Here is a 25,726-nt window from a genome sequence, read left to right as displayed (position 1 = left end):
TGATAACAGGACGGCTTTCAGCACTATTTGCTAAGCCGTTGTTCCAGCATTACATACTGCCTCAAAGTCAGAGGAAACGCACCGTAATTATTAACGGCCTCTATATAAGCAGGCCAAATATTCAACATATTCCAAACCTGCGGCGCCAACTTCGCGCCGCAGTCACGCTTACACGGCCTTAACTGCGATCGGCTCGCCCTGCAGGCGTTTACGCATCGTGCGCTTGGTGCGGTCAATGACCTCGCCCGCCAGCTGACCGCAGGCGGCATCGATATCGTCGCCGCGGGTTTTACGCACAATGGTGGTGAAACCGTAGCTCATCAGCACTTTGCAGAAACGGTCAATACGGCTGTTGGAGCTGCGGCCATACGGCGCGCCCGGGAAGGGGTTCCACGGGATCAGGTTGATCTTGCACGGCGTATCTTTCAGCAATTCGGCCAGTTCATGGGCGTGTTCGGTGCCGTCATTGACGTGATCCAGCATCACATACTCAATGGTCACGCGGCCCTGGTTGGCGTTGGATTTCTCCAGGTAGCGGCGCACCGACCCGAGGAAGGTTTCGATATTGTACTTTTTGTTGATCGGCACAATTTCGTCGCGAATGGCGTCATTCGGCGCATGCAGCGAGATCGCCAGCGCAACATCAATCATATCGCCGAGCTTGTCGAGCGCCGGAACAACGCCGGAGGTCGAGAGCGTCACGCGGCGTTTGGAGAGACCAAAGCCGAAATCATCCAGCATGATCTCCATCGCTGGCACCACGTTGGTGAGGTTCAGCAGCGGTTCGCCCATGCCCATCATTACCACGTTGGTGATCGGGCGGTTGCCGGTCACACGGGCAGCGCCGATGATTTTCGCCGCGCGCCACACCTGGCCGATGATTTCCGATACGCGCAGGTTGCGGTTAAAGCCCTGCTGCGCCGTGGAGCAGAACTTGCACTCCAGCGCACAACCCACCTGGGAGGAGACGCAGAGCGTCGCGCGATCTTCTTCCGGGATATAGACGGTTTCAACGCGCTGATCGCCGACGGCGATAGCCCATTTGATGGTGCCATCAGAAGAGCGTTGCTCCTCGACGACTTCAGGGGCGCGGATCTCCGCGACCTCTTTTAACTTGCCGCGCAGCACTTTGTTGATGTCAGTCATCTCATCAAAGTCGTCGCAGCAGTAGTGATACATCCACTTCATCACCTGGTCGGCGCGGAAGGGTTTTTCGCCTAAGTTTTTGAAAAACTCACGCATCTGCTGACGGTTGAGATCCAGCAGGTTAATTTTTGCATCTTTGTTTGGAACCGTGAGAGCGTCGCTCTCAGACATGGCAATTTGTTCAGACATATTTTATTCCGGCCTCGTTATTACACGTTGTGGCCCGTGGAGGGTTAAAAAGAAGCGCCCCAGGCAAGCTTCAGCTCATCCTGGGGCGCAACATTGTACAAATTCTGTCGCACAGTTACCACGCCTGGGCGCGGCATTTACCAATTAAAGTGTAAATCTCTTTACACAGTTAACCGGAAATTAACGGGTGCGCGGGCAAACTTCGCCTTCAGCGAAGAAGTAAGCGATTTCACGAGCGGCAGATTCAACGGAGTCGGAACCGTGGGTGCCGTTCTCGGTGAAGCTGTCTGCGTAATCTGCGCGCAGGGTACCGGCCAGTGCGTTGTCCGGGTTGGTTGCGCCCAGCAGGTCGCGGTGACGCTGAACGGCGTTTTCGCCTTCCAGTACGGAAACCACGATCGGGCCGGAGGTCATGAACTCAACCAGGCCATCAAAGAACGGGCGACCTTCGTGCTCAGCGTAGAAGCCGCGCGCCTGCTCAACGGTCAGGTGCAGCATTTTGGTGCCAACGATTTTAAAACCTGCCGCTTCAAAGCGAGAGAAGATGTTACCAATAACGTTTTTTGCCACCGCGTTCGGCTTGATGATGGAAAAAGTACGTTCAATAGCCATGATTACCTCAGTAAGTTGTTCTGTTGCCCTGAATAGGTGTGGCGCGGATTATAAAGAGCAACACCGGTCTTGCCTATGGATTAAGGTAACATTTTTTTAAAATAAGACGAGTTTGAGCAACACCAACACCTGAATGCGCCCTTTCTCGCCCTATTGCACCGTAAACTGCACGGCGGCGACCTGCCCCGCCTCATCCATTACCACCAGTTGATAGTCGCCGGCTTTATCGAGCTTCAGGCTCAATAGCGTGCCGCGCGCCGTCAACGGTTCACCGTTCAAAAACCACCAGCGTCCCCCTTCCCCGCCGCTGCTTTGCAGAGGAAGAATCGCAAAATCCTGGCCGGGTACGCGCTTAATCACCGCCCCTTCGCGCACGCCATTTAACAACAGCGGCGGCGGGGCGTTCTCATCCCGCGGCGGGCAAATGCGGTCCGCAGGCGGTAAGCGCGCGGCGCGACGCTCGCCGGGCGGCAGCCACGGCTCAAGCGGCAGCGGCCAGACGATCCAGTTTTTCTGCTGCGCATCCGGGCAATCCGCCGCCACGCGCCGCCCCTGATGGTTCAGCCACAGCGGAAAACTGATGCCGTGCAGCCCTTCCTGCTCCGGCATTAACAGCGTCGGCGGCTGGCTGCCATCAAGTAACCAGGTGGCAAGGCGGCGGCGGCAGTTGCTGTCTCCGGCAGGCAGGCTCTGCCCGCCCGGCCAGCAGATCACCCCGCTGCTCACCGACGCCGGACGCGGGTCGCGCGGTAAACGCGCCTGATCCAGCGCGGAGCGCGGTTGCAGCAGATTGTTCACCTGGTTGAGCAGCGGCACGGCGCTGGCAAAACCAAACTGCCCGGCAACCGGCGTGCCGTCCGGACGGCCGGTCCAGATACCGATCACATACCGGGAGTTGAGGCCGATGGCCCAGGCATCCCGGTAGCCATAGCTGGTGCCGGTTTTCCACGCCAGCGGCACCACCTGCGGCAGTGCGCTGTCCGGCACCGGCTGCGCTTCATTCGCCAGGATCCGGCGGATAATCCACGCCGCGCCCGGCGACATCAGGCGGCGTTCAGCCAGCGGTTCATCTGGAGTTAGTCTTAATTTGCCCGCTTTACCCTCGCGGGCAAAAGCGCTGTAGGCGGCAGCGATATCCTCCAGCCGCGCACCCGCGCCGCCGAGGATCAGCGACAGGTTTGGCTCTGCGCCAGCGGGCAGCATCAGCGGCAGCCCGATATTGCGCAGATTAGCGGCAAATTTCTTCGGCCCGTAGGCCTCCAGCACTTGTACCGCAGGCAGGTTCAGCGAGCGTACCAGCGCCTCGTTCATGCTCACCGGGCCATGAAAACCGCTGTCAAAGTTACCGGGGCGATAATCCCCGACGCGCCGCGGCACATCCTGCAGAAGCGATGCGGGGTGGATCAGCCCTTCGTCCAGCGCCAGGCCGTAGATAAAGGGTTTCAGCACCGATCCCGGTGAGCGCACAGCGCTGACCATATCGACATGGCTGAAACGGCTGTCGTCGTTAATATCCACCGACCCCACCCAGCCGCGCACTTTCATATCCGTATGATCGACCACGATGATCGCCAGCGAACTGCGCATCGGCAGCCGGGATTTAACGCTCAGCGCCAGTTCCTCCAGTTGCCTTTGCAGGCTGGCGTCCAGCGTGGTGGTCACCTTCAGCTTTTTGTTCGCGCCCAGCATGCGGCGGGCAAAGAGCGGGGCCAGCTGCGGCATCTGCCGCGGCGCTAACCACACCGGCTCTTCGCGCGACTCTTTCACCTGCGCCACCGGCCACACCTGCTGCGTCACCATGCGATCCAGCACTTTATCGCGCGCCGCCTGCGCCCGCTGCGGCCAGCGGTCCGGCCGTAAACGGCTCGGCGCCTGCGGCAGCACGGCAAGCAGCGCCGCTTCCGCATAGCTCAGTTTTGAGGGCGGTTTGCCGAGATAGGCCCAGCTCGCCGCACCGACTCCCTGCAACGTACCGCCAAACGGCGCGCGGTTGAGGTAGATGGTCAAAATGTCGCGCTTGGAGAGATGCCACTCCAGCTGCATTGCCCGCCACAACTGGCGAACTTTGCCGCCAAAGGTGCGCGGATGCGGATCAAGCAGACGTGCCACCTGCATGGTGAGCGTACTGCCGCCGGAAACCACGCGCCCATAGCGCAGATCCTGCCAGGCCGCGCGCGCAATAGAAAAGGGATTAACGCCGGGGTGATCCCAGAACCAGCGATCTTCATACTGGATAAGCGCCTGCAAGTAGCGCGGCGAAACCTCTTCGATAGTGACAGGATAGCGCCAGATACCGTCGGCATCAGCAAAACGCCACAGCGGCGTGCCATCTTCAGCCACCACCACCCGCGCGGGCGAAACCTCGTTCAGGGGCAGTGGCCATATTTTATCGGCGGCGATAACCAGCAGCACGAAGAGAAGAGGCACACCCGCCAGCCAGCGCCAGCGGGTGCGTATCAGAGAGACGATCTTCACGTTATGGCGTGATGATCAACGGGCCGCTGGCCGCGCCGGTTGCCCGCCACTGCGGAACATACATTGATTCCACCTGCGGAGCCGGAACCTGGTAGGTGCCAGGCGTCACCGCACGCGCCAGATAGACCAGCGTGACCGGCTGCCCTTCGCTCACCGGTACGGCGGCGACAAAGCGATCGTCACGGAACTCCATATGCTGAATATCGGCCTGCTGCATGCGGTTGAGCAGCTCCTGCACTTCGCTACCGCTCTCCTGCAGGCTGGCACTGCTGCTGGCCAGGTTCTGGTTCTCCAGCTCCAGACCCGCAGGCAGCAGATCGACCACCAGCGCGTCCGGAACGTTCTGGCTGGCCGTCACTTCCAGCCACACCAGCACCAGCTCACCGCTCTTCAGGGAAGAGAGCGGCTTGCTGCGCCCGTCGGTGCCGAGCACGTTGCGCTCGATATGCAGAACTTTGCCCGAAGGCGCCGGAGCCTGCTCTGGGTAGCCTGTAGTATCCAGGCGCAGCCACAGCGGTGTGGTGCCGCTGTTGGTCACCTGCAACGCACTCAACTGGTCCGCCTCAAGGTTACGGCTCTGCGCGGTGTTACCGGCCAGCATCGCGGTATCAAGCGAGGTTTGCGCCTGCCAGTTACCGGTGCTGTTTTGCAGGTTGCGGCCAGCCATAAACAGCGCGTTGCTCTCCTGGGTTGAGAGCCAGCGCTGGCTGTAGGCCTGCTCGGAGAGCGTAGCCAGCAGGTGCGCCTGCGCATCCGGCAGCAGCTTGTTGTCTTCCAGCAGCGCCAGCATCAGCGCGTTATCACGCAGGCTGCTGCCGTAATCCGCCAGCCAGCGGTTTTCCGCAATGCGATCGGTTTTCAGCGCCAGCGCGATAGCCTGATCGCCGCGCTGGGCATCGCCCATCAGCTTCAGCGCAACGCCAAGCTGCATTAACGGCAGCCCCGCTTTCGCCTGCTCGTGGCGCTGCCAGATTTCACGCAGCGCGCCCAGCGGCGCTTTTTGCTGACGAGCCAGCACCAGACCGGCGTAGCTCTGCACGGCAAATTTCGTCGCTGGCAAGTCGTCGCTGTAACGCACCGACATCGCCGCTGGATCCTGCAAATAGCGCAGCAGGCGGTTGTTAGCGTTGTTCAGCGCTTCAGCCGGAACGCTGTAGCCCTGCGCCGAGGCGCTGACGAGGAAATCGGTCACGTAGGCGGTCAGCCAGTACTCTTCCGAGCCGCTCTTATCCCACAGGGAGAAGCCGCCGTCGTCACGCTGCATCTGCAACAGGCGGGAGATGCCGATATCCACCGCCGCGCGGCGCTGCTCATCGCTCTCGCCTTTGATGCCCAGCGCTTTAAGCTGTGCGGCGTTGGTGTAGAGCGACGGGAAGAGCCCGCTGGCGGTCTGCTCCAGGCAGCCGTACGGGTAAGCGCGCAGCTCCTGAATGTAACGGGCGATATTGAGCGGCGGTTTGCCGCTCAGCAGCAAGCGACCCTGCAGCGTGGCAGGTGAGATGCCCGCCAGATGCTGGCCCGGTACCTGCCAGCTTTCGCCCGGATTGAGCATCGCACCGGTGTTGATGGTCTGCGCGGCGAAAGGCGGGCGTACGCCAATCTTCCACTGCTTCTGCTGCGGCGCGAAGGTTTCACCCGGCAGCGCAAGGCCGCTGATTTGCGCGGCAATCTCGCCGTCACCGAAGCCATCCAGCGCGCGCACCGGAATAAAGAGCGTGGTGCGTTTACCGGCCCCAAGCGTCACGCTCTGGGTGGCTGCCCCCTCAAGTGAGAGCAGACCGCTTGCCGTCAGATCGACATTCAGGGTTTGCGGCTTGTCCGTCAGGTTGCTGAGATCCAGCGTCAGGCGAGAGGTGTCACCGCTGCCAAGGAAGCGCGGCGTGTTCAGCTCGGCAATCACCGGGGCGGCGACTACCACTTTGCTTTCGCTGCTGCCAAAATCGTCTGCCGTCCAGGCCTGCGCCATGACTCGCAGTTCCCCGTTGAAGTCGCCAATCGGCATCGTTACGGTGCCTTCGCCGTTTTCATCCAGCGTCACCGGCTGCGCCTGCTGGGCAATAATGGTGACGTGGTTAACCGGCGGTTTGCCGCCGCGGTTCAGCTCATCGCCGTCGCCGCCGAAGCGCAGCGCCGCAAGACGCCCCTGGCCTTCAATTACCTGGCCGTAGATATCATAGATATCTGCGCCATAGCGCTTCTGGCCGAAGAAGGCCTGCCACGGATCCGGCGTCACATAATCAGTGATGTTCAGCACCCCGCTGTCGACAGCAGAGAGCAGCACGTTAACCTGTTTCGGCGTCGCGCCATCTTTCATCGAGGCTTTGACTTTGACCTTCAGCGGCTGGTTAGGACGCATTTTTTGCGGAGCGTCGAGGGCAATCTCCAGGCGGCGGTTCTCATCGCCCATCGGCAGATGCAGCAGGCCGACCGCGCGTTTTGGCGTGGCGGATTTCGACTTATCGCCAGGGCGCACCACCAGCGTGCTGATATAGAGATCGTGGCGCTGCCACTTCTGATCGACCGGGATCGAGAGATCCAGCCCGTCCGCCGGAACGTCAATCTCCTGCCACCAGAGCGGACCTTCGCTGGATTCGATCATCGCATAGCCTTTACCGGCGGCCGGTGCGGTGATGTGCAGCTTAACGGTGTCGCCCGCTTTGTAAGAGGGTTTATCGAGCTTCATGGTGACGCGATCCGGGCGTGCCGCACCTGCGCCGTCGCTGTTATCCTGCCAGCTGTAGCCAGCCCAGAAACGCACGCTGCTGACGGTCTCATCCGGGCCTTTGACCTCCAGACGATAGGAGCCCCAGTCCACCGGGAAGGTCACTTTGCCGGTCTCATCGGCTTTCAGCGTCAGGCTCTGCTCGCCTTCCACCAGATCTTTCTGGTTGAACTGCGACTGCCAGCCGTCGTTTTCCGACCAGTTCCAGAAGTAGTCGCGGCGCTCGCGGATCAGGCGCACCTGCAGGTCGCTGACTGCTTTTTTGTTGCCCTGCGCGTCGGCATAGACAATATCGAACGCGGCGTTACCGCCCTCATCAACAATCGGCTGATTGACGGTGGTGTCGGTGCGGTAGTCATAGACCGCTTTTGAGGCGAACTGCGGGCGAATACCCGGCAGAGCGGGCGCAGGCCAGATTGCCTGCTCCGCGCGGCGGGTCACCGGACGGCCGCCCGACTCCAGCAGGCTGGCCTGCAGAATCACTTCCAGCGGCGAATGGGAGTCCTGCCACTGGCTCGGCGTGGTCACTTCGCCTTTGCCTTCATCATTAAGAGTCAGATGGGTTTCATCCAGGCTGCGGCTCAGGTTCTCTTCCGCAATATCGCCAAACTGGAAGCCCGGCAGTGCGGCAACTGCTTCACGCAGCGGGCGCAGGAACAGCTGACCCTGCAGGGCGTTGCCGCTGGCTGGCGCGCCGTAGAGATAGTGGCCTTCAATGCTAAACACCACGTCTGCGGCGGGTGCCAGCGGCGTCGGCTGCGGCGTAACGTTCAGCGCCATGCGCTCCGGCATAAAGTCTTCGACGTGGAAGCTCCACTCGCGCGACAGGTTGTCGCCGGTATTGGCGCGAACATGCCACATGCCGGTCTGTGCGCTGGCATCCAGCGCATAAGTGAAGTGATAGAGGCCGTTCTGCGGCTGGCTCACCACCGAGCGAACCACCTGCCCGTCCGGTTTTACCACTTCCAGCTTCACCGGCTGTGCGGCAATCGGCTTGCCGTCGCTGTCGCGCAGCAGGCCGTTGAGGATCACTGTTTCGCCTGGGCGATAGAGATCGCGCGGGCCAAACATAAAGAACTGTTTGCTGTAGCCTGGCTCGCCGGTAATGGCGAACTCGGCGAGATCCAGCGCCGGGAGGTTAAGGTCGAGCAGTGTGGTCTCGCCCTCTTTACGCGCCAGCAGCACCGCGCCCTCTTTATCGGTGCTTAAGGTGGCGTGACCATCGCTGTCGGTCTTTGCCTGCGCCAGGCTCTGGCCTTTTTCATTGAGCAGCATCACGTCGATACCGCCGAGTGCCGCGCCACTTTCCAGCCCCTGGGTGAAGATATCCAGGCGGTTATGGTAACGGTGCGCAGAGAGGCCAATGTTGCTGAGCGTAAAGAGCGTTGCGGCATTGCTGTAGTTGTAGTGCCCCGCCTGGTTCATCACGGCGATATAGACGCCCGCCTGTTGCAGCGGTTTGATGCTGCTCAGCGGCAGCATCAGTTTTTCGCGGGTGTTGCGCGCCGGGTTAAGATCAAAACGCCCGGTATAGACCAGATCCGCCATCTTCAGCAGCGTATCGGACTCCCAGTTGGAGAGCGAACTGCGGTACTCCCACTGGCTAATGAATGAGGCCAGCGATTCCGGCTTCACGCGGTAAAAGTTGATGTCGACATTTTCGACGTTGAGCGCCATCACCGGCAGCCCTTCAACCACTTTACCCGGCAGCAGCGAGCCGCGGCTGGCAAAGCCAACGCTGGGCTGAATATCCTGGGTGGTGATCGACTTCTCGAAGCTCTTGCCGAAGGTGGCTTTATTAAGCGCAACCAGCCCGCTATCCACCGACACCAGCAGTTCGCGGTTCGGCTCAAGGTGGCGCAGGCGCAGCTCTTTCAGGTTCGGAGCCAGCTCCCAGGCACCGTCGACTTTGCCGCTCTTCTTATCGACCAGATGCACCACCTGGGCGAAGTTCTGATCCGGATCGAGCGGCACCGAGAAGGTCAGCACCAGCGTGGCGCTGCCGTCGAGCTGCACTTCCGACGCATCCAGCAAGTTTAACGGTTTGCCTTCGCTACGCGCGGCAAGTTCATCGCGTTTGGCTTTATCCGGCATGGCTGCTGCCGCGGGCGTTTGCGCGGCGGATGAGGCGGACGCGGGTTCAGGCGCGCTGGCGCTCTTAGGTTTATCGTTATTGTCACAGCCTGCAAGCGTGAAGGCGGTGAGGAGCGCGAAAGTCAGCGCCGCGTAACGTAGCGGTTTCATTCTTTATCCCTGAGTGATTGACCCGTTGTGAGAGGCGTCGTCATTATCATTCGCAACGGTAAGAAATACAAAATATCTGATGGATTCTGGAAAGCATCTCGCAAAGCGCATTTTTTGCGCGACGCCCGTGATGTTAGGCCGATCACACCCCGTGACGTAACATGTTACGTTGCGCGTCATTTGTTTTTAAAACAATAAGATAGATAGCGACAACACCCGACCGGCTGCTAACGTTATGCGGTCTGTGTCCCTTACTACGCGGTGCTAATAAGCGAGAACACTATGTCCAGAGCCGTGAATGCCCTACAAAATTTTGGTAAGTCCCTTTTTGGCCCGGTGCTCATTTTGCCGATCGTTGGCCTGTTTATTGCCTTCGGTAATATCTTCGGCAATGGCAACCTCGCCGAATACCTTCCCTTTCTTGGTCACCCTCTTATTCAGCACATTGGTCAATTGATTGCCAAATCTGCCGTTTCGGTGCTCGCCAACCTCGCGCTGGTGTTTGCCGTCGGCATCCCGGTTGGGCTGGCTTCGCGTGATAAAGGCTATGCCGCGCTGATTGGTCTGGTGACCTTTATCGTTTTCATTAATGCCATGAACGTCACGCTGCAATTGCAGGGCGCGCTGGCACCGGCCGATCAGATGAAAGCCGCAGGCCAGGGGATGGTGCTGGGCGTGCAGGTGCTGGAGATGGGCGTTTTCGCCGGGATCCTCACCGGTGCGCTGTCGGGCTATCTCTACGACCGCTACTCCCGCGTGCAGTTTTCCGGCGCGATGGCGATCTACTCCGGGCACTGCTTTGTCGCCATCATTATGTTGCCGGTCTCAATGGTGCTCGGCGTGGTGATGAGCGAACTGTGGCCCTTCGCCCAGCACGGCATCAGCGCGCTGGCGCTGGCGATTAAAGGCGCAGGCCCATTTGGCGTGGCGGTGTACGGTTTCCTGGAGCGCATTCTGGTGCCGACCGGGCTGCATCATCTGGTCTATACGCCGTTTTTGTATACCGAACTCGGCGGCACGGCTGAAGTGTGCGGCAGCTCCTATCAGGGCGCGCGCAATATCTACTTTGCCGAAATGGCCTGCCCAGGTGTGACCAAACTGAGCAGCACCGTGGTGTGGGATGCGCGCGGCATCAGCAAGATGTTTGGCCTGCCCGCAGCGGCGCTGGCGATGTATGTGACGGCGAAACCGGAGCGCAAAGCCGCGGCAAAAGCGATTTTGATCCCCGCCGCGCTCACCTCGCTGCTGGTTGGCGTCACCGAGCCGATTGAGTTCTCTTTCCTCTTTATCGCCCCGCTGCTGTTCGTGGTGCATGCGGTGCTGACCGGCATCGGCATGATGCTCTTCTCGCTCTTCGGCGTTCATGCCATCGGCGCGAACGGCATTATCGACTTCATTCTCTACAACCTGCCGCTCGGCACCGAAAAGTCCAACTGGCCGATGTATCTGCTGGTCGGGCTGATTATGTTCGCCCTCTACTTCGTCACCTTCCGCTTCCTTATTTTGCGCTTCAACATGAAAACGCCGGGACGCGAGGAGGAGAGCGAAGAGACACGCCTCTACAGCAAGCAGGAATACCAGGCGAAGGGGAATAACGACGCGGTGGGCGAAGCGATTATTAGTGGCCTCGGCGGGCGCGAAAACATCGAGGTGGTGGACAACTGCTACACCCGCCTGCGCGTGACGGTGAAAGATGTGGCGGCTATCAATGAGCCACAGCTGAAAGCTACCGGCGCGAAAGGCGTGATTAAACAAGGTAATAACGTTCAGGTGGTCTACGGGCTGCATGTCAAAAAAATGCGAGAAGCTGTTGAGATGTTTCTCTGAAGGAGTCCAGAAATGGTTAAACCCCCGTTTATCTTATCCATTGCCGGTGGTGGCAGCACGTATACGCCGGGCATCGTTAAAAGCCTGATGGTGCGGCTGGAGGATTTCCCGCTGGCGGAAATTCGCCTCTATGACATTGATGCCGAGCGGCAGAACACCATTGCGCCGGTGGTTGAGAAGGTGATTCGCGATCACAGCGATAGCATCAAATTTACCGTCACCAATGATGCCGAAACTGCCTTTCACGGTGCGCACTTTGTCTTCGCGCAGATGCGCGTCGGCCAGTACAAGATGCGCGAGCAGGATGAAAAAATCCCGCTGCGCCACGGCGTGGTTGGCCAGGAGACCTGCGGGCCAGGCGGGCTGGCCTACGGCCTGCGCACCATTTTGCCGATGGTCGAGCTGATCGATCTGGTTGAGCGCTACGCGGATAAAAAAGCCTGGATCGTTAACTACTCCAACCCGGCAGCAATTGTCGCGGAAGGGGTGCGCCGTCTGCGCCCGAACGCGCGGGTGCTCAATATTTGCGATATGCCGGTGGCGGCGATGCGCAATATGGGCGCGATCCTCGGCGTCGATCGTCACCAGCTTGAGGTCGACTACTTTGGCCTCAACCACTTCGGCTGGTTTACCCAGGTGCGCGTCGATGGCGAAGATCGCCTCCCTGCCCTGCGCGAGCACGTCGCGCGCTTTGGCCTGCTGACGGAAGACGCCGCACAGACCGATCCGCAGCATGCCGATCCCTCGTGGGTGAAAACCTGGCGCAATATCAAGCCGATTATGGATCACTTCCCGGAGTATCTGCCGAACCCCTATTTGCAGTACTACCTGATGCCGAACGAGATAGTTGATCATCAGGATCCCAACTACACCCGTGCCAATGAGGTGATGGACGGGCGCGAGAAAAAACTGTTCGCCGCGGCGGCTGAGTATAAGCAGACCGGCATTCTGCCTGATGCGTTCCACGTCGGCGTTCACGGCGCGTTTATTGTCGATGTCGCCTGCTCGCTGGCCTTCAACCTGCGCCAGCGTCACCTGGTGATTGTTGAAAACAAGGGCGCGATTGCTAATCTGCCCTACGACGCAATGGTGGAAGTGCCGGCTTACATCACCAGTAACGGGCCGGAGCCGGTACGCATGGGCGCAGTGCCGCTGTTCCATCAGACGCTGTTGATGCAGCAGTTGGCCTCAGAGCAGTTGCTGGTGGAAGCGACGATGGAGGGGAGTTACGAGAAGGCATTGCAGGCCTTTACCCTTAACCGCACCGTGCCAACCATGCAGCATGCGAAGGCGATCCTCGATGAGATGATTACCGCCAACCAGGATTACTGGCCAGCGCTGCAAAAAGCCTGGGAAAACGGCAAAGCGGTGTAATTTTCCGAGGTGGCTCGCGACGCGAGAGATGGTAGCTTGTCGGGTAGTGAAAAAACGTTAACAATTCAGATAACTGTTGATGACCCGGAGGCACCATGTCCACCTCTTTTTTTGTCGCGGCCGACTGGCTGATAGAGCACAGCGATGACCCTGAAATCCAGCTAATTGACGCCAGAATGGCGCCGGTTGGCCAGGAGCATCGCGATATGAAAGCGGAGTACCGCGCCGGACACCTGCCCGGTGCGGTCTTTTTTGATATTGAAGCCCTCTCCGATCACACCTCTCCCCTGCCCCATATGCTCTCTCGTCCGGAGACGTTTGCCGTCGCCATGCGCGAGTTAGGCGTCTGCCAGGATAAACACCTGGTGGTGTATGACGAAGGTAACCTCTTCTCCGCGCCGCGTGCCTGGTGGATGCTGCGCAAGGTCGGCGTTGAGAAGGTCTCCATTCTCGCCGGTGGGCTGGCGGGCTGGCAGCGTGATGCCCTGCCGTTACAGCAGGGCGATGTTGCGCTGCCGGAGTCTGATTTCACCGCCAATTTCGATCCTTCCGTGGTGAAAAAAGTAACCGATGTGCTGCTGGCGAGCCACGAAGGCACAGCGCAGCTGGTCGATGCCCGTCCGGCACCGCGTTTTAGCGGCGAGGTGGACGAGCCGCGCCCAGGCCTCAAGCGCGGCCATATTTCCGGCGCGCTCAATGTGCCGTGGGTCGATCTGGTGGCGGACGGTGAACTGAAAACTACCGATGAACTGCTGCGTATTTTCCAGCACCAGGGTGTTGATCTGCATAAGCCGATTATCGCCAGCTGTGGCTCCGGCGTGACCGCCGCAGTGGTGCTGCTGGCGCTGGAGACCCTCGGCGTCAATACGGCAACGCTCTATGACGGCTCGTGGAGTGAATGGGGCGCGCGCGACGATCTGCCTGTCGAAAGCGCGTAGATGGATAACCGACTTGCGCCTCTGCTGACGCGCGGGGAGTCGCTCTCCCGCGCTGAATATCGCGTGCTGGCTCACCTTACGGAGCATCCGCTGCTGGTGGGCAACATTACTGTTCGCGCGCTGGCGCAGGCGACCTATGTTTCGACAGCGACGATTATTCGTCTCTGTCAGAAGCTGGGGTTTAGCGGTTTTAGCGAGTTTATCTGGCACTGCAAGCAACTGCTGGCGGATACGCCGCACCTGGCGGAGCAGCACCATGACGGCGTCGCCGAGCTGCCCGCTCTGTTCCAGCAGTTTATGGTCAATTATCAGCACACCTTTCAGTGGGTGACCGAGGAGAAGCGGCGGCAGTTTGCCAGCCTGCTGCGCGAGCGGGAGAGCTTTTTTCTCTACGGCGCGGGGTTTTCTTATCTGTTTGCCGAGTACCTGACCAAAAAGTTACAGGTTTTGGGCAAGACGGCGTTTATCTCCGGCCCCGGCGACAGCCGCAATATCTTTCTCAGCAACGCCGCGCGTTATCAGGTGTTTATTGCCGTTTCGCGCAGCGGCGAGACCGAGCAGGTGCTGGATAAGGCGCGGATTGCGCGCACGGTGGGGATGACGGTGGTGGCCTTTACCCGCGCCTCGGCCAATTCGCTGGCGGCGCTGGCAGATGTGCATTTCGCCCTTTACGACGAGGCGGTGCATTTCGCCGCCGAAGCGGCGGGGATCACCTCGTTTGAGTCCAACCTGGTGCTGCTGATGGACCTGCTATTGCTGGAAGCGACGCAGGCCGGGTAGCTGTGCGGAAAAATGCCTGATGGCGCTACGCTTATCAGGCCTACAAAAGCGGTACTTTGCAAACTCGCAAAACCGTAGGCCGGATAAGGCATTTATGCCGCCATCCGGCATTCACACGGCACCGAAACCGTAGGCCGGATAAGGCATTTATGCCGCCATCCGGCATTAACGCAGCACCGAAACCGTGAATCGCCATCGGCAATCTCACGCCGAATGTTTCGACAACTCCCGGCGTGCCCATGCGCTTTCCGCGTATTCATTAAGCGCGACGTAAAACTCCTCGATGGACAACTTCTCGCGCTTCTCGCCTTTCAACAGGCCGCCGGGCAGGCTCAGCACCACTTTGCGGTTTTTCGGCTCGAAGATGAAGTTGCGCACCAGTCGGCTGACAACCAGCTTCGGCGGCTGATAACCTTCGCGCCAGAAAAGATCGATAAACACCCAATCGTTAATGCTGCGAATGCCAATATTCTCGATCGCGTCGAGCATAAACGGCGCGCTGAGCTGGTAGCTCTCAATCCCCTGCGCCGTCAACGTAAAGAGCGGCTGGCGCACGCGGGTGTACATTGTCCAGCTTGCCAGCGCAAAGAGCAGCGCACCGGCCACGAGACCGAAGGTGATCATATCCATCGGGCTATTGGCGGATGAATTCCACGTAATGCTTAGACTAAACACCATCACCGCGGCCGCGGCGCAGAGCACCGTCAGCCCAACGAAGATCCACAAATTTTTCTTGCGCAGTGAGACCACCAGCGTATCGGTGGCGCGGGAAGCGAGATCCTTAAGCTCAGACTGATAAGCCTCGTAATGGGCGTCAACTTCGCTGGCCATGCCGCTGGTTAGCGCCTTCGAGAGCGCAGATGCATCGCGAAACAGGCTGCGCATCCAGAGATAATCCGCTTCCTCGACCGGGCGTGAAGCTTGCGCCATCAACGCCTCATCCAGCGGAACTTTCAACTGTTCAATGCGCGCACGGGTCGGCGGATGGCTGTCGGTCGGGTGCGCCAGCGCCTCTTCAAGTGAGGCAGAGAGATCGAACCGATCGCCGCTGCGCAGTTCGCTAAAGAGGCTATGCACCAGATCGTCGGTTGCCAGCTTGCGCTGGAAGAACTGCTCCATCGGCCCCTGAAAACGCTCATTGAGGGCGGAGAAACGCAGCAGCGACGCGGCAAGCGCCATCGATGAACTGGTGCGCGCGCCGGCGGCATCGGCCGCCAGTTCACGCACGCGGCTCCAGCCACTCACCGTTTCGTGGAACTGGCGGAAAAACCACGTACCAAGATGGATGGTCGGGTTGAGCGCCAGGCGCTCCAGCCAGCCGCTGCCGCCAACATCACGATAGAAGTAGTTGAGGCTGTTCTCCATCCCGGCATAAAGCCCGGCAAAGTGCAGCGTATAGAGGGTGTCATTACCGGAGAAGTGCCCCAGCTCGTGACCGATGACCGCTGCCACCTCCTCTTTATTCATAAACGCCGCATAGCTGAGCGGGAAATAGAGGGTGTTGCCGGTAAGCCGTTCGCCCTTCTCGATTTGCACCGGGCTTGCGGTGACGTAGAAGCCTTCGAACAGGCCCACCACAATATTATCCGGGACTATTGCCTGCCCGCGCTGTGCAAGCTCCCTGACCCAGCGCCAGAGTTCGGGCGCATCGTTTTCGCGCACGGCGGTGCCGTGCACCTCCATATCCTGCGGCTCAAACAGGGTGAAACATTTTTTCAGCAGGAAGAGGCTCTTCAACACCATAATCAGCAGGGAGCCAATCACCAGCAGGATGAACAGCACCAGTTTGATGTTTAACGCGCTCGCAGGCCCCAGGGTGTAGAGCCAGCAGATTTCATACAAGAAGACCGCGATCAGCGCAAAACCGATGCAGGACATCACGGTAACCATGATAAAAGGCAGCAGTTTGCGACAGAGGTTGAAGGCGACAATCAGATGATCGGCGGAGATGCGCGCCCTGCGCACGCTGTAGAAACAGAGCGCTACCGCGCTGGTGCTGGCAAGCAGCGCCAACAGAGAGAGAAAGATACCGGCTTTCGACAGAAAGTGGCGCAGCAGATCGGCCGCTGCGCTGTGCCCGACGGTGCCATATCGCGTGACCTGGTAGACATAGCCATCATCGATGCGAATGTTTTGCCAGCAGGCATAAACAAGCAATAAGAGGGGCACGCCGAAGCAGTAGAGCAGAGTTTTTCTGTCCATAACCTTAACCGTAAAGAAACGTAAAAGCGCACCCTACCACAGGGTTGGACTGAAAACATTCCCCACGAATTTAGGGGGGTAAGCGGTACGGGGCGTACCGCCTGAGACTTTAGATAATGCGGTTGGTTTTGAAATCGCGCAGGAAGCTGCCCCAGCGGCGCTCGTAGAAGGGCGTAATGTGCGCCAGCATAAAGTGGCTGATGCCCTTCTCGCCTTCGGTGACCTGGCAGATATCAACTGGCTCATCGCCCGGCAGCGTATCGGTCGCCACGCTGCCCGCGGCATGAATGATCTCTTCAATATCGCCTTCGGCTTCAATGCCGATTAACAGGTTCGCCTGCGCGTCGGCCTGCTCTTTGATGGAGCAGATAAAGGCGCGTTTAACGGTTTTGATGCTTTTGAACAGCGTGGTCAGGGAGTCGACCATCTGCGCGGGCGGCTCGGCAACTTCCGAGAGCAGCAGCGCGGTACCGCCTTCAAGTACCTCTTGCTGGCTGAGCGGGCTGCCCTCTTCGCCAACCAGATGGCTGATTTCACGTGGGGTGAACTCTTTTCCGGTCGGGAGTTTAGCGTTAAGGAACAGGGTTTCGCCGAGCGTCATTTCAAACAGCGTGCGCGCGGGCATCACCACAAAGGCCTGCTCGTCGTCGACCGCCTGTTGCAGCGCTGCAAGGGAGGTGAAAAAGGGGATCACCGAGGTGCCGTCATCTTTTTCCCAGTGCTGGATATCGAGCGCGCTCTCTTCCACCACCGCTTCGCCTTCTGCGGCATTGCCTGGCACCCAGACGGTAGAGTCGAGCAGTGTGCGGAAAAAGGCCGGACGGTAAGCGGGTTCGGTCGCCGCCTGCTCAAGCAGGGTTTCTAATTCGTTTTTCGTTTCAGACATAGGATCTCTGGTTCGTTTTGGTGCGTCATCGCGCCCGGGTTTTGCGCATTGCCGGATGGCGGCGTTGCCTTATCCGGCCTACGTTTACGAGCGCAACCCGTGGCTCGGGTGCCGCTTTATTGCCGGATGGCGGCGAAACGCCTTATCCGGCCTACGTTTCGAGCGCAAACTGTGGCTACGGGGCCGCTTTATTGCCGGATGGCGGCGTTGCCTTATCCGGCCTACGTTTCGGGCGCAACCCGTGGCTCGGGTGCCGCCTTATTGCCGGATGGCGGCGTAAACGCCTTATCCGGCCTACGGTTGCTTTTGTAGGCCTGATAAGCGTAGCGCCATCAGGCACACCGCTTACTCTGCGGTCAACAGATTGGCAACGGTGCGTACACCCAGCCCTGTCGCACCGGCAGCCCACTGCTCAACGGCGGATTTACGATAGGTCGCCGAGCAGTCGATATGCAGCCAGCCCTGCTGATAGTTTTCCACAAAGTGCGAAAGGAAACCGGCGGCGGTGCTCGCCCCTGCCGGGAAGGCCGCACTGGCGGTGTTATTCAGCTCGGCAAAGTTGGACGGCAACTGGTGACGGTGGAACTCCGCCAGCGGCAGACGCCAGAACGGCTCGTTTTCCGCCGCTGCGCTGCTAAGCAGGCGGCCCGCCAGCGCGTCATCGAAACTGAACAGCGCATGGTAATCATTGCCCAGCGCGGTTTTCGCCGCACCGGTCAGCGTCGCGGCATCGATAATCAGCTGCGGTTTTTGCGCAGAAGCGTCAATCAGCCCATCTGCCAGCACCAGACGCCCTTCCGCGTCGGTGTTCATCACCTCAACTTTTTTACCGTTGCGGTAGTGAATAATATCGCCCAGCTTAAACGCATTGCCGCTGACCATATTGTCAGCGCAGCAGAGCCATAGCTTAACGCGCTTGTTCAGGCCACGGTTGATGGCAAACGCCAGCGCACCGGTAACCAGCGCCGCACCGCCCATATCGGATTTCATCGAATCCATAAATGCGCTCTGCTTCAGGCTGTAGCCACCGGTATCAAAGGTGATGCCTTTACCCACCAGCGCGGCATAGACCGGCGCATCCGGGTTACCGGTCGGGTTGTAATCAAGCGCCAGCAGCACCGGTGGGCGCTCGGAGCCGCGCCCTACGGTATGCAGCCCCATGTAATTTTGCTCGCGCAGATCTTCGCCTTTGGTAATGCGGTAAGAAACCTTGTCGCCGCCAACGCTGAAGAGCAGATCGACCGCGCGCTGCGCCAGCTGCTCCGGCCCTAGCTCTTCCGCCGAGGCATTGATGGTGTCGCGCACCCAGTCGATCACTTTCAGGCGGCTATCCAGCTCTTTCTGCTCTGCTTCATCAAGCTGCGCCCATTCGACTTTACGCGTCCCTTTCGGGCCTTTATAGCCGGACCAGAACGCCCAGCTGCGATCCGCGTCCCACCCTTCGCCGCTCAGGGCGACGTGTTTGATGCCGAGGCCGTCGATTTTGCGCGCCGCGCGCTGAATAAGGCCAAGATCGTCTTTGCCGGTTAAGTGCAGTGCGATGCCGTCGTTGTTGATGCTGTAGGCTGCTTTTTCACCCCAGCGCGCGTCGGCGGGCTGCGTGGTGAGGGTGACTTTCATAGCTTCTGTCATTCTTTTTATCCTTTTCACAATCGCCGGATGGCAAATGCCTGCTCCGGCCAACGGTTGTGTCCATAAAAACGGGCCACCCGAAGGCAGCCCGTTTGATGATTATGCTGCTTCGTCTAACCAGACTAGCAGAATCGCTTCAAGAATTTTTTCATTCGATGCAGCCGGATCGTCATCAAACTCTTCCAGCTCGCAGATCCACTGATGCATATCGGTGAAACGTACGGTGGTCGGGTCAACGTCCGGGCGGCTGTCATACAGCGCTTCGCCGATTTCACGGCTGTCGGTCCACTTCAGCCCCATCTTAGTGCTCCCGCGCGTGGTTGATGGTGTAACGCGGGATCTCGACCACCAGATCTTCATCGGTGATGCGTGCCTGGCAGCCTAAACGGCTCTCCGGCTCCAGACCCCAGGCTTTATCCAGCATGTCATCTTCGTCTTCGCTGCTTTCCGGCAGCGAGTCAAACCCTTCACGCACCACACAGTGGCAGGTGGTGCAGGCGCAGGATTTCTCACAGGCGTGTTCAATCTCAATGCCGCCGCGCAGGGCGACATCCAGAATCGTTTCACCGCTCTTAGCTTCCAGAACTGCGCCATCCGGACAGAGGTCCTGATGAGGCAGAAAAACAATTTTAGGCATATTAAACCTCGTCGACGGAATGGCCTTTTAATGCGCTGCGTACGGACTGGTCCATACGACGCGCGGCGAATTCCTGGGTTTGTTTATCTACATTTTTAATGGCGTGTTCGATGGCGTCGGTATCATCGGTTTCGGCAACCGCGCGCAGCTGCGCGACCGCCTCGTCGATTTCCGCCCGCTCTGCGGCGCTTAGCAGCGCGGCATCCGCGGCGATCGCGCTGGTGACACTCTCCAGCACGCGCGCGGCTTCCACTTTCTGCTCCGCCAGCATGCGCGCTTTCACGTCCTGCTCGGCGAAACTCATGGAGTCTTTGATCATGTCGGCGATTTCACCGTCGGTCAGCCCGTAAGAGGGTTTCACCTGGATGGAGGCTTCCACGCCGGTCGATTTTTCCATCGCCGTGACGCTCAGCAGGCCATCGGCATCCACCTGGAAGGTAACGCGAATATGCGCCCCGCCCGCTGGCATTGCCGGGATGCCGCGCAGTGAGAAACGCGCCAGCGAGCGGCAGTCGCTCACCAGTTCACGCTCGCCCTGCATCACGTGGATCGACATCGCGGTTTGCCCATCTTTGAAGGTGGTGAACTCCTGCGCACGCGCCACCGGAATGGTGGTGTTACGCGGGATCACCTTCTCAACCAGGCCACCCATGGTCTCCAGCCCTAACGACAGCGGGATGACATCCAGCAGCAGCATTTCGCTGTCCGGCTTGTTGCCGACCAGAATATCAGCCTGGATAGCCGCGCCAATGGCGACCACTTTATCCGGGTCGATGGAGGTCAGCGGCGTGCGGCCAAAAAACTCGCCCACGCGTTCGCGCACCAGCGGCACGCGGGTCGAACCGCCGACCATCACCACTTCCAGCACCTCATCAGCTTCAACGCCCGCATCTTTCAGGGCGCGGCGGCAGGAGAGCAGCGTGCGTTTTACCAGCGGCGCGATTAACGCGTCGAACTGCTCGCGGGTGATTTCACCCTGCCAGCCCGCGACGTTGACCGCCACGCGGTCGGCATCGCTCAGGGCGATTTTGGCAGCAATCGCCGCATCCAGCAGTTCGCGTTGCTGACGAGCGTCGCTGCGTTCGGAGATGCCCGCCTGCTGGCAGATAAAGTCCGCCAGCAGGTGATCGAAATCGTCGCCGCCGAGAGCGGAATCGCCGCCGGTAGCCAGCACTTCAAACACGCCGCGGCTCAGGCGCAGGATCGAGATATCAAAGGTGCCGCCGCCGAGATCGTAGACGGCAATAACGCCCTCTTTACCGGAGTCGAGACCGTAGGCAATCGCCGCCGCCGTCGGTTCGTTCAGCAGGCGCAGCACGTGCAGGCCCGCCAGACGTGCGGCGTCTTTGGTGCCCTGACGCTGAGCGTCATCGAAATAGGCAGGCACGGTGATCACTACGCCATCCAGCTCGCCAGCCAGCGATTCTTGCGCGCGGGCAGCCAGGGCTTTGAGGATATCGGCAGAGACGCGGATCGGGTTAACCAGACCGGCGCGGGTGACAATCATCGGCAGGCCGTTTTCGCTCGCCTGGAACTGCCACGGCAGGTGCGGATAACGCGCCTGGATATCGGCAAGGCTGCGGCCCATCAGGCGTTTTACCGAGCTGATGGTGTTGACCGAATCGAGCGCAGCGTTGTTGCGCGCATCAAAGCCAACCACGTGGCTTTCGGCCTGATAGTGGACGACAGAGGGGAGCAGATGGCGCCCGGCGCTGTCGGCCAGCGTTTCCGCCTGGCCGCTACGTACCGTCGCCACCAGCGAGTTGGTGGTCCCGAGGTCGATGCCTGCCGCCAGCCGACGCTGGTGCGGTGCGGCGCTCAGACCCGGTTCACTGATTTGTAATAAGGCCATGATGTGCTTCCAGAAATTTAAAAACCGAGCAGTTTTTCTTCGAGTTGTTCTGTTGAGCTGCGCAGTTTATCGAGAAAACGTAGTTTACGCACGGTATCCGCCGCCGTCTCCCACGCTTGTGCATCAAGTTGCTCAACCATCTGCTGGTGACGGGCGTCATACATGCCTTTGATGCGCGCCTGAAACGCTTCCAGACGGGAGGCATCTTCAGCCTGGCCAATCTCATCCAGCTCTTCGCGCAGTTCCAGCTGTTCCATCAGGAAAGCGGTGTCGCGCACGGTGTGCTGTTCAGAGGCCAGATCGAAGCCGTGCAGCGAGAGCAGATACTCTGCGCGCAGCAGCGGATGGCGCAGGGTTTGCCATGCCTGGTTGATGGTCGCGGAGTGCTGTACGGCGGCCAGTTGCTCTGACTGCGGCTGGCTGGCGAAGCGATCGGGGTGGAACTGCCGTTGCAGATCCTGGAAACGCGTGGCCAGCGCCTGGGTGTCGAGTGGGTACTGGGCCGGCAACCCAAAGAGGGTGAAGTAATCCATAACAATTCCGGGTATGCAATCGTAACAAACCCCACGCGCAGGCGACTGCGGTGGGGTCATCGTCAGAGGCGATTAGACGTGGAAGCTTTCGCCGCAACCGCACTCATCTTTCACGTTCGGGTTGGTGAACTTAAACCCTTCGTTGAGGCCTTCTTTTACGAAGTCCAGCTGAGTGCCGTCGAGGAACTGCAGGCTTTTGCCGTCAACCACTACCTTCACGCCTTTGTCTTCGAACACCGTATCTTCATCGTTCGGTGCGTCGACAAATTCCAGCACGTAAGCCATACCAGAACAACCGGAGGTTCTCACCCCCAGGCGCAGGCCAAACCCTTTACCACGGTTGGCCAGGAAGGCATTTACTCGCGCGGCGGCACTGTCGCTGAGGCTAATGGACATGACAACAACCTCCTGCCTTATTTCGCGTCTTGTTTACTTTTGTAATCCGCAATCGCGGCTTTAATCGCATCTTCTGCCAGGATAGAGCAGTGGATTTTAACCGGCGGCAGTTCCAGCTCTTCGGCGATATCGGTGTTCTTGATCGCCTGCGCTTCGTCCAGAGACTTGCCCTTCACCCATTCGGTGACCAGCGAGCTGGAGGCGATGGCAGAGCCACAGCCGTAAGTTTTGAAACGCGCGTCTTCGATAATGCCTTTATCGTTAACTTTGATCTGCAGTTTCATCACGTCGCCACACGCCGGTGCGCCAACCATGCCGCTACCGATGCTGTTATCGCCGTTGTCGAACGAGCCAACGTTGCGCGGGTTTTCGTAGTGATCGATTACTTTTTCGCTATAAGCCATTTTTTATTCTCCTGTTTGCGCAACCTAAAATTAATGATGAGCCCATTCGATGGATTCGAGATCCACGCCCTGCTTGAACATCTCCCACAGCGGAGAGAGATCGCGCAGACGGCCGATGGATTTGCGGACCAGCTCGATGGTGTAGTCAATCTCTTCTTCAGTGGTGAAACGCCCTAAAGAGAAACGGATGGAGCTGTGCGCCAGTTCATCATTCATGCCCAACGCGCGCAGCACGTAGGACGGTTCCAGGCTTGCAGAGGTACAGGCTGAACCAGAAGAGACAGCCAGATCTTTCAGCGCCATGATCAGCGACTCGCCTTCAACGTAGTTAAAGCTGACGTTGAGGATGTTCGGCGCGCCGTGTTCGAGATCGCCGTTCAGATAGACTTCTTCGATATCGTTGATGCCGTTCCACAGACGGTTGCGCAGCACGCGCAGACGCGCCATTTCGCTCTCCATCTCTTCTTTCGCGATACGGTAAGCTTCGCCCATGCCAACGATCTGGTGAACAGGCAGGGTACCGGAACGCATGCCGCGCTCGTGACCGCCGCCGTGCATCTGCGCTTCGATACGGATACGCGGTTTACGCTGTACGTAGAGTGCGCCGATACCTTTCGGGCCGTAGATTTTATGGCCGGAGAAGGACATCAGATCGACTTTCAGCTGGCTCAGATCGATCGGCAGTTTGCCGACGCTCTGGGTGGCGTCAACGTGGTAGATAATACCGCGCGCACGGCACATTTCGCCGATAGCCGCGATATCCTGCACCACGCCGATTTCGTTATTCACGTGCATGATAGAAACGATGATGGTGTCGTCACGCATCGCCGCTTCGAGTTCTTTCAGATCGATAATGCCGTTGCGCTGCGGGGCGAGGTAAGTCACTTCAAACCCTTCGCGCTCGAGCTGGCGACAGGTGTCCAGCACGGCTTTGTGTTCGGTTTTGCTGGTGATGATGTGCTTGCCTTTTTTCTGGTAGAAATTGGCAGCGCCTTTAATCGCCAGGTTGTCGGATTCGGTTGCACCGGAGGTGAAGACGATTTCGCGCGGGTCAGCGCCGACCAGTTCAGCAATCTGGTTGCGGGCGATATCTACCGCCTCTTCAGCCTGCCAGCCGAAACGGTGCGAACGGGAAGCAGGGTTACCAAAGGTCCCGTCCAGGGTGAGAAACTGCATCATTTTCTCGGCAACACGCGGATCCACCGGCGTGGTTGCGGAGTAATCGAGATAGATCGGTAATTTCATTGCTCTTTAAACTCCGTACATCGCTCTAATGCAAGGAATCAGGCAACCGGCTGGATGTACGACCGTGTTAACAGGGCATCAGTCGATGCCCTGGCCCGATTCTGAATTCAGTTTAATTATTATGCGCGCAGCTTAACGTCGATCGCGTCCTGGCCACGGGTGTTACGATGGGATTCGTTGCTGTGCTGACGGTCAGAGACGTCGAGGATTTCCTGATTATTCACCAGCTCACCGAGGGTGATGTTGTTCAGGAAACCGGTCAGGCGATCGCTCAGATCGCGCCACAGCGCGTGGGTCAGGCACTTATCGCCGCCCTGGCAGCCACCTTTACCCTGGCAACGGGTCGCATCGACAGATTCGTCAACGGCGCTAATCACTTCGCCGACGGCGATGCTGTTCGCATCTTTGCCCAGCAGATAACCACCGCCGGGACCACGTACGCTGGAAACCAGGCCGTTTTTACGCAGGCGGGAAAAAAGCTGCTCCAGGTAGGAGAGGGAAATTCCCTGACGCTCGGAAATATCAGCCAACGGCACCGGGCCCGATTCGGAGTTGAGCGCAACGTCCAGCATTGCGGTCACGGCATAACGCCCTTTAGATGTCAGTCTCATGTCTTACAAGCCTCAAACTCGCCCCTGCCCGGGGTTTATTATTAAAATGTTAACGTTGCATAGCAGACGCAAGTCTGACATTCCTGACTAAAATGGTCAACTATTTAGTTGACTGTTTTAGTCAAGTATTCGCCGCTTCGCTTAATCGCCCGCCAGGACAGGGTTTGTTGCCTGAATTACCCTTTTTGCTTCTGCTCAATTGACGCCAGAATGCCGCGCAGGATGTTCAATTCCTGGCTCTCCGGACGGGCGCGAGTGAAGAGGCGGCGCAGTTTATTCATCACCTGGCCGGGGTGGCTTTCACGGATAAAACCGGTGGAGAGCAGCGTCTGCTCCAGGTGACCGTAGAAGCGCTCGAGATCGTCGACCAGCGGGTAAGGCGTCTCTTCCTGCTCTGCGGTCGGCGCATCGCTCTCCTGCTTTGCCAGCCACGCCATGCGCACTTCATAAGCGATTACCTGTACCGCCATCGCCAGGTTCAGCGAGCTGTACTCCGGGTTGGCAGCAATCGCCACGTGATAGTGGCACTTCTGCAACTCTTCATTGGTAAGCCCAACGCGCTCGCGGCCAAACACTAACGCTACCGGTGCGTGTTCCGCTTCACCGATGCTCTTCAGACCGCATTCGCGCGGGTCGAGCATCGGCCACGGCAGCGTGCGTGAACGTGCGCTGGTGCCCACCACCAGGCTACAACCGGCTAAGGCTTCATCTAAGGTATCGACGATCTGCGCATTGCCGATCACATCGCTGGCACCTGCGGCCAGCGCAATAGCTTGTGAATCGGGTTTGACCAGCGGGTTAACCAGCCAGAGATTGGTTAAGCCCATGGTTTTCATGGCTCGGGCAACGGAGCCCATGTTGCCGGTATGGGAGGTTTCAACTAAGACAATACGAATATTTTGCAGCATAGGTTTTCTACGGCTAAAGAATATTGCCGGATACTATCATAAAGCTGAGACATAATTCGAATTCGCTGGTATGATACGCGCCGTTTTCCGTTCTTTAACATCCAGTGAGAGAT

The 25,726-nt window shown here is 58.9% G+C and carries 20 protein-coding genes; 4 read left to right on the top strand and 16 right to left on the bottom strand.

All coding sequences use genetic code 11. The features are described from left to right. Positions 1–168: 168 nt before the first annotated feature. The 4 genes from N7V53_RS06540 to N7V53_RS06525 all read right to left on the bottom strand — a co-directional run bounded on the left by N7V53_RS06540 (position 169) and on the right by N7V53_RS06525 (position 9,388). Positions 169–1,335, bottom strand: coding sequence for a bifunctional tRNA (adenosine(37)-C2)-methyltransferase TrmG/ribosomal RNA large subunit methyltransferase RlmN (locus N7V53_RS06540; protein ID WP_023481226.1), 1,167 nt, complete (start codon positions 1,333–1,335; stop codon positions 169–171). 180 nt (positions 1,336–1,515) lie between these two features. Further along, entirely contained in the window at positions 1,516–1,947 is a 432-nt protein-coding gene (ndk, locus tag N7V53_RS06535; RefSeq protein ID WP_023481239.1) for a nucleoside-diphosphate kinase, read from the bottom strand. A 150-nt stretch (positions 1,948–2,097) separates the two neighbouring features. Further along, the gene (gene pbpC, locus N7V53_RS06530) at positions 2,098–4,422 is read right to left on the bottom strand and encodes a peptidoglycan glycosyltransferase PbpC (RefSeq protein ID WP_279792792.1); all 2,325 of its coding nucleotides are present in this window, start codon (positions 4,420–4,422) and stop codon (positions 2,098–2,100) included. A gap of 1 nt (position 4,423) precedes the next feature. Then, complete coding sequence (locus tag N7V53_RS06525; protein ID WP_279792791.1) at positions 4,424–9,388, bottom strand: alpha-2-macroglobulin; 4,965 nt, start codon at positions 9,386–9,388, stop codon at positions 4,424–4,426. A gap of 282 nt (positions 9,389–9,670) precedes the next feature. On the opposite strand from N7V53_RS06525, the gene N7V53_RS06520 reads away from it, so the two are divergent. The 4 genes from N7V53_RS06520 (at position 9,671) to N7V53_RS06505 (ending at position 14,307) form a co-directional block, all read left to right on the top strand. Next, positions 9,671–11,215 (top strand): PTS transporter subunit EIIC, encoded by a 1,545-nt coding sequence (locus N7V53_RS06520; RefSeq protein WP_279792790.1) that lies wholly within the window; start codon positions 9,671–9,673, stop codon positions 11,213–11,215. 12 nt (positions 11,216–11,227) lie between these two features. Beyond that, positions 11,228–12,589, top strand: a complete 1,362-nt coding sequence (locus N7V53_RS06515) for a 6-phospho-alpha-glucosidase (RefSeq protein ID WP_279792789.1) — start codon at positions 11,228–11,230, stop codon at positions 12,587–12,589. Positions 12,590–12,684: 95 nt separating this feature from the next. Continuing rightward, positions 12,685–13,527, top strand: coding sequence for a 3-mercaptopyruvate sulfurtransferase (gene sseA, locus N7V53_RS06510; protein ID WP_279792788.1), 843 nt, complete (start codon positions 12,685–12,687; stop codon positions 13,525–13,527). Then, positions 13,528–14,307, top strand: a complete 780-nt coding sequence (locus N7V53_RS06505) for a MurR/RpiR family transcriptional regulator (RefSeq protein WP_042711709.1) — start codon at positions 13,528–13,530, stop codon at positions 14,305–14,307. A 204-nt stretch (positions 14,308–14,511) separates the two neighbouring features. Here N7V53_RS06505 and N7V53_RS06500 read toward each other — a convergent pair whose 3' ends face one another. The 12 genes from N7V53_RS06500 to trmJ form a co-directional block, all read right to left on the bottom strand. After that, positions 14,512–16,509, bottom strand: a complete 1,998-nt coding sequence (locus tag N7V53_RS06500; RefSeq protein ID WP_279792786.1) for a M48 family metallopeptidase — start codon at positions 16,507–16,509, stop codon at positions 14,512–14,514. Positions 16,510–16,618: 109 nt separating this feature from the next. Then, a complete protein-coding gene (gene sseB, locus N7V53_RS06495) occupies positions 16,619–17,395 on the bottom strand; it encodes an enhanced serine sensitivity protein SseB (protein ID WP_270222288.1) in 777 nt (258 codons plus the stop codon). A 345-nt stretch (positions 17,396–17,740) separates the two neighbouring features. After that, positions 17,741–19,027, bottom strand: a complete 1,287-nt coding sequence (pepB, locus tag N7V53_RS06490) for an aminopeptidase PepB (protein WP_279792785.1) — start codon at positions 19,025–19,027, stop codon at positions 17,741–17,743. Positions 19,028–19,126: 99 nt separating this feature from the next. Beyond that, positions 19,127–19,327, bottom strand: a complete 201-nt coding sequence (iscX, locus tag N7V53_RS06485) for a Fe-S cluster assembly protein IscX (RefSeq protein ID WP_023481246.1) — start codon at positions 19,325–19,327, stop codon at positions 19,127–19,129. Position 19,328: 1 nt separating this feature from the next. Then, entirely contained in the window at positions 19,329–19,664 is a 336-nt protein-coding gene (fdx, locus tag N7V53_RS06480; protein WP_023481163.1) for an ISC system 2Fe-2S type ferredoxin, read from the bottom strand. Position 19,665: 1 nt separating this feature from the next. Continuing rightward, complete coding sequence (hscA, locus tag N7V53_RS06475) at positions 19,666–21,516, bottom strand: Fe-S protein assembly chaperone HscA (RefSeq protein ID WP_279792784.1); 1,851 nt, start codon at positions 21,514–21,516, stop codon at positions 19,666–19,668. Between the two features lie 17 nt (positions 21,517–21,533). Further along, the gene (gene hscB / locus N7V53_RS06470; RefSeq protein WP_279792783.1) at positions 21,534–22,049 is read right to left on the bottom strand and encodes a co-chaperone HscB; all 516 of its coding nucleotides are present in this window, start codon (positions 22,047–22,049) and stop codon (positions 21,534–21,536) included. A 72-nt stretch (positions 22,050–22,121) separates the two neighbouring features. Next, positions 22,122–22,445: an iron-sulfur cluster assembly protein IscA gene (gene iscA / locus N7V53_RS06465; RefSeq protein ID WP_023481184.1), complete on the bottom strand. Its 324-nt coding sequence runs from the start codon at positions 22,443–22,445 to the stop codon at positions 22,122–22,124. 17 nt (positions 22,446–22,462) lie between these two features. Then, positions 22,463–22,849 (bottom strand): Fe-S cluster assembly scaffold IscU, encoded by a 387-nt coding sequence (gene iscU / locus N7V53_RS06460; RefSeq protein WP_023481244.1) that lies wholly within the window; start codon positions 22,847–22,849, stop codon positions 22,463–22,465. Between the two features lie 30 nt (positions 22,850–22,879). After that, positions 22,880–24,094: a cysteine desulfurase gene (gene iscS, locus N7V53_RS06455; protein ID WP_023481252.1), complete on the bottom strand. Its 1,215-nt coding sequence runs from the start codon at positions 24,092–24,094 to the stop codon at positions 22,880–22,882. A gap of 119 nt (positions 24,095–24,213) precedes the next feature. After that, positions 24,214–24,705, bottom strand: coding sequence for a Fe-S cluster assembly transcriptional regulator IscR (gene iscR / locus N7V53_RS06450; RefSeq protein ID WP_023481145.1), 492 nt, complete (start codon positions 24,703–24,705; stop codon positions 24,214–24,216). 176 nt (positions 24,706–24,881) lie between these two features. Beyond that, on the bottom strand, positions 24,882–25,613 hold the full coding sequence (trmJ, locus tag N7V53_RS06445) for a tRNA (cytosine(32)/uridine(32)-2'-O)-methyltransferase TrmJ (protein WP_042711559.1): 732 nt from the start codon (positions 25,611–25,613) through the stop codon (positions 24,882–24,884). Positions 25,614–25,726 lie beyond the last annotated feature (113 nt).

It is taken from the genome of Kosakonia sp. HypNH10 (genome assembly GCF_029850615.1).
Taxonomy (GTDB): domain Bacteria; phylum Pseudomonadota; class Gammaproteobacteria; order Enterobacterales; family Enterobacteriaceae; genus Kosakonia; species Kosakonia cowanii.
Note: the sequence above shows the minus strand (reverse complement) of the source record. Positions and strands in the feature narration are given on the sequence as shown.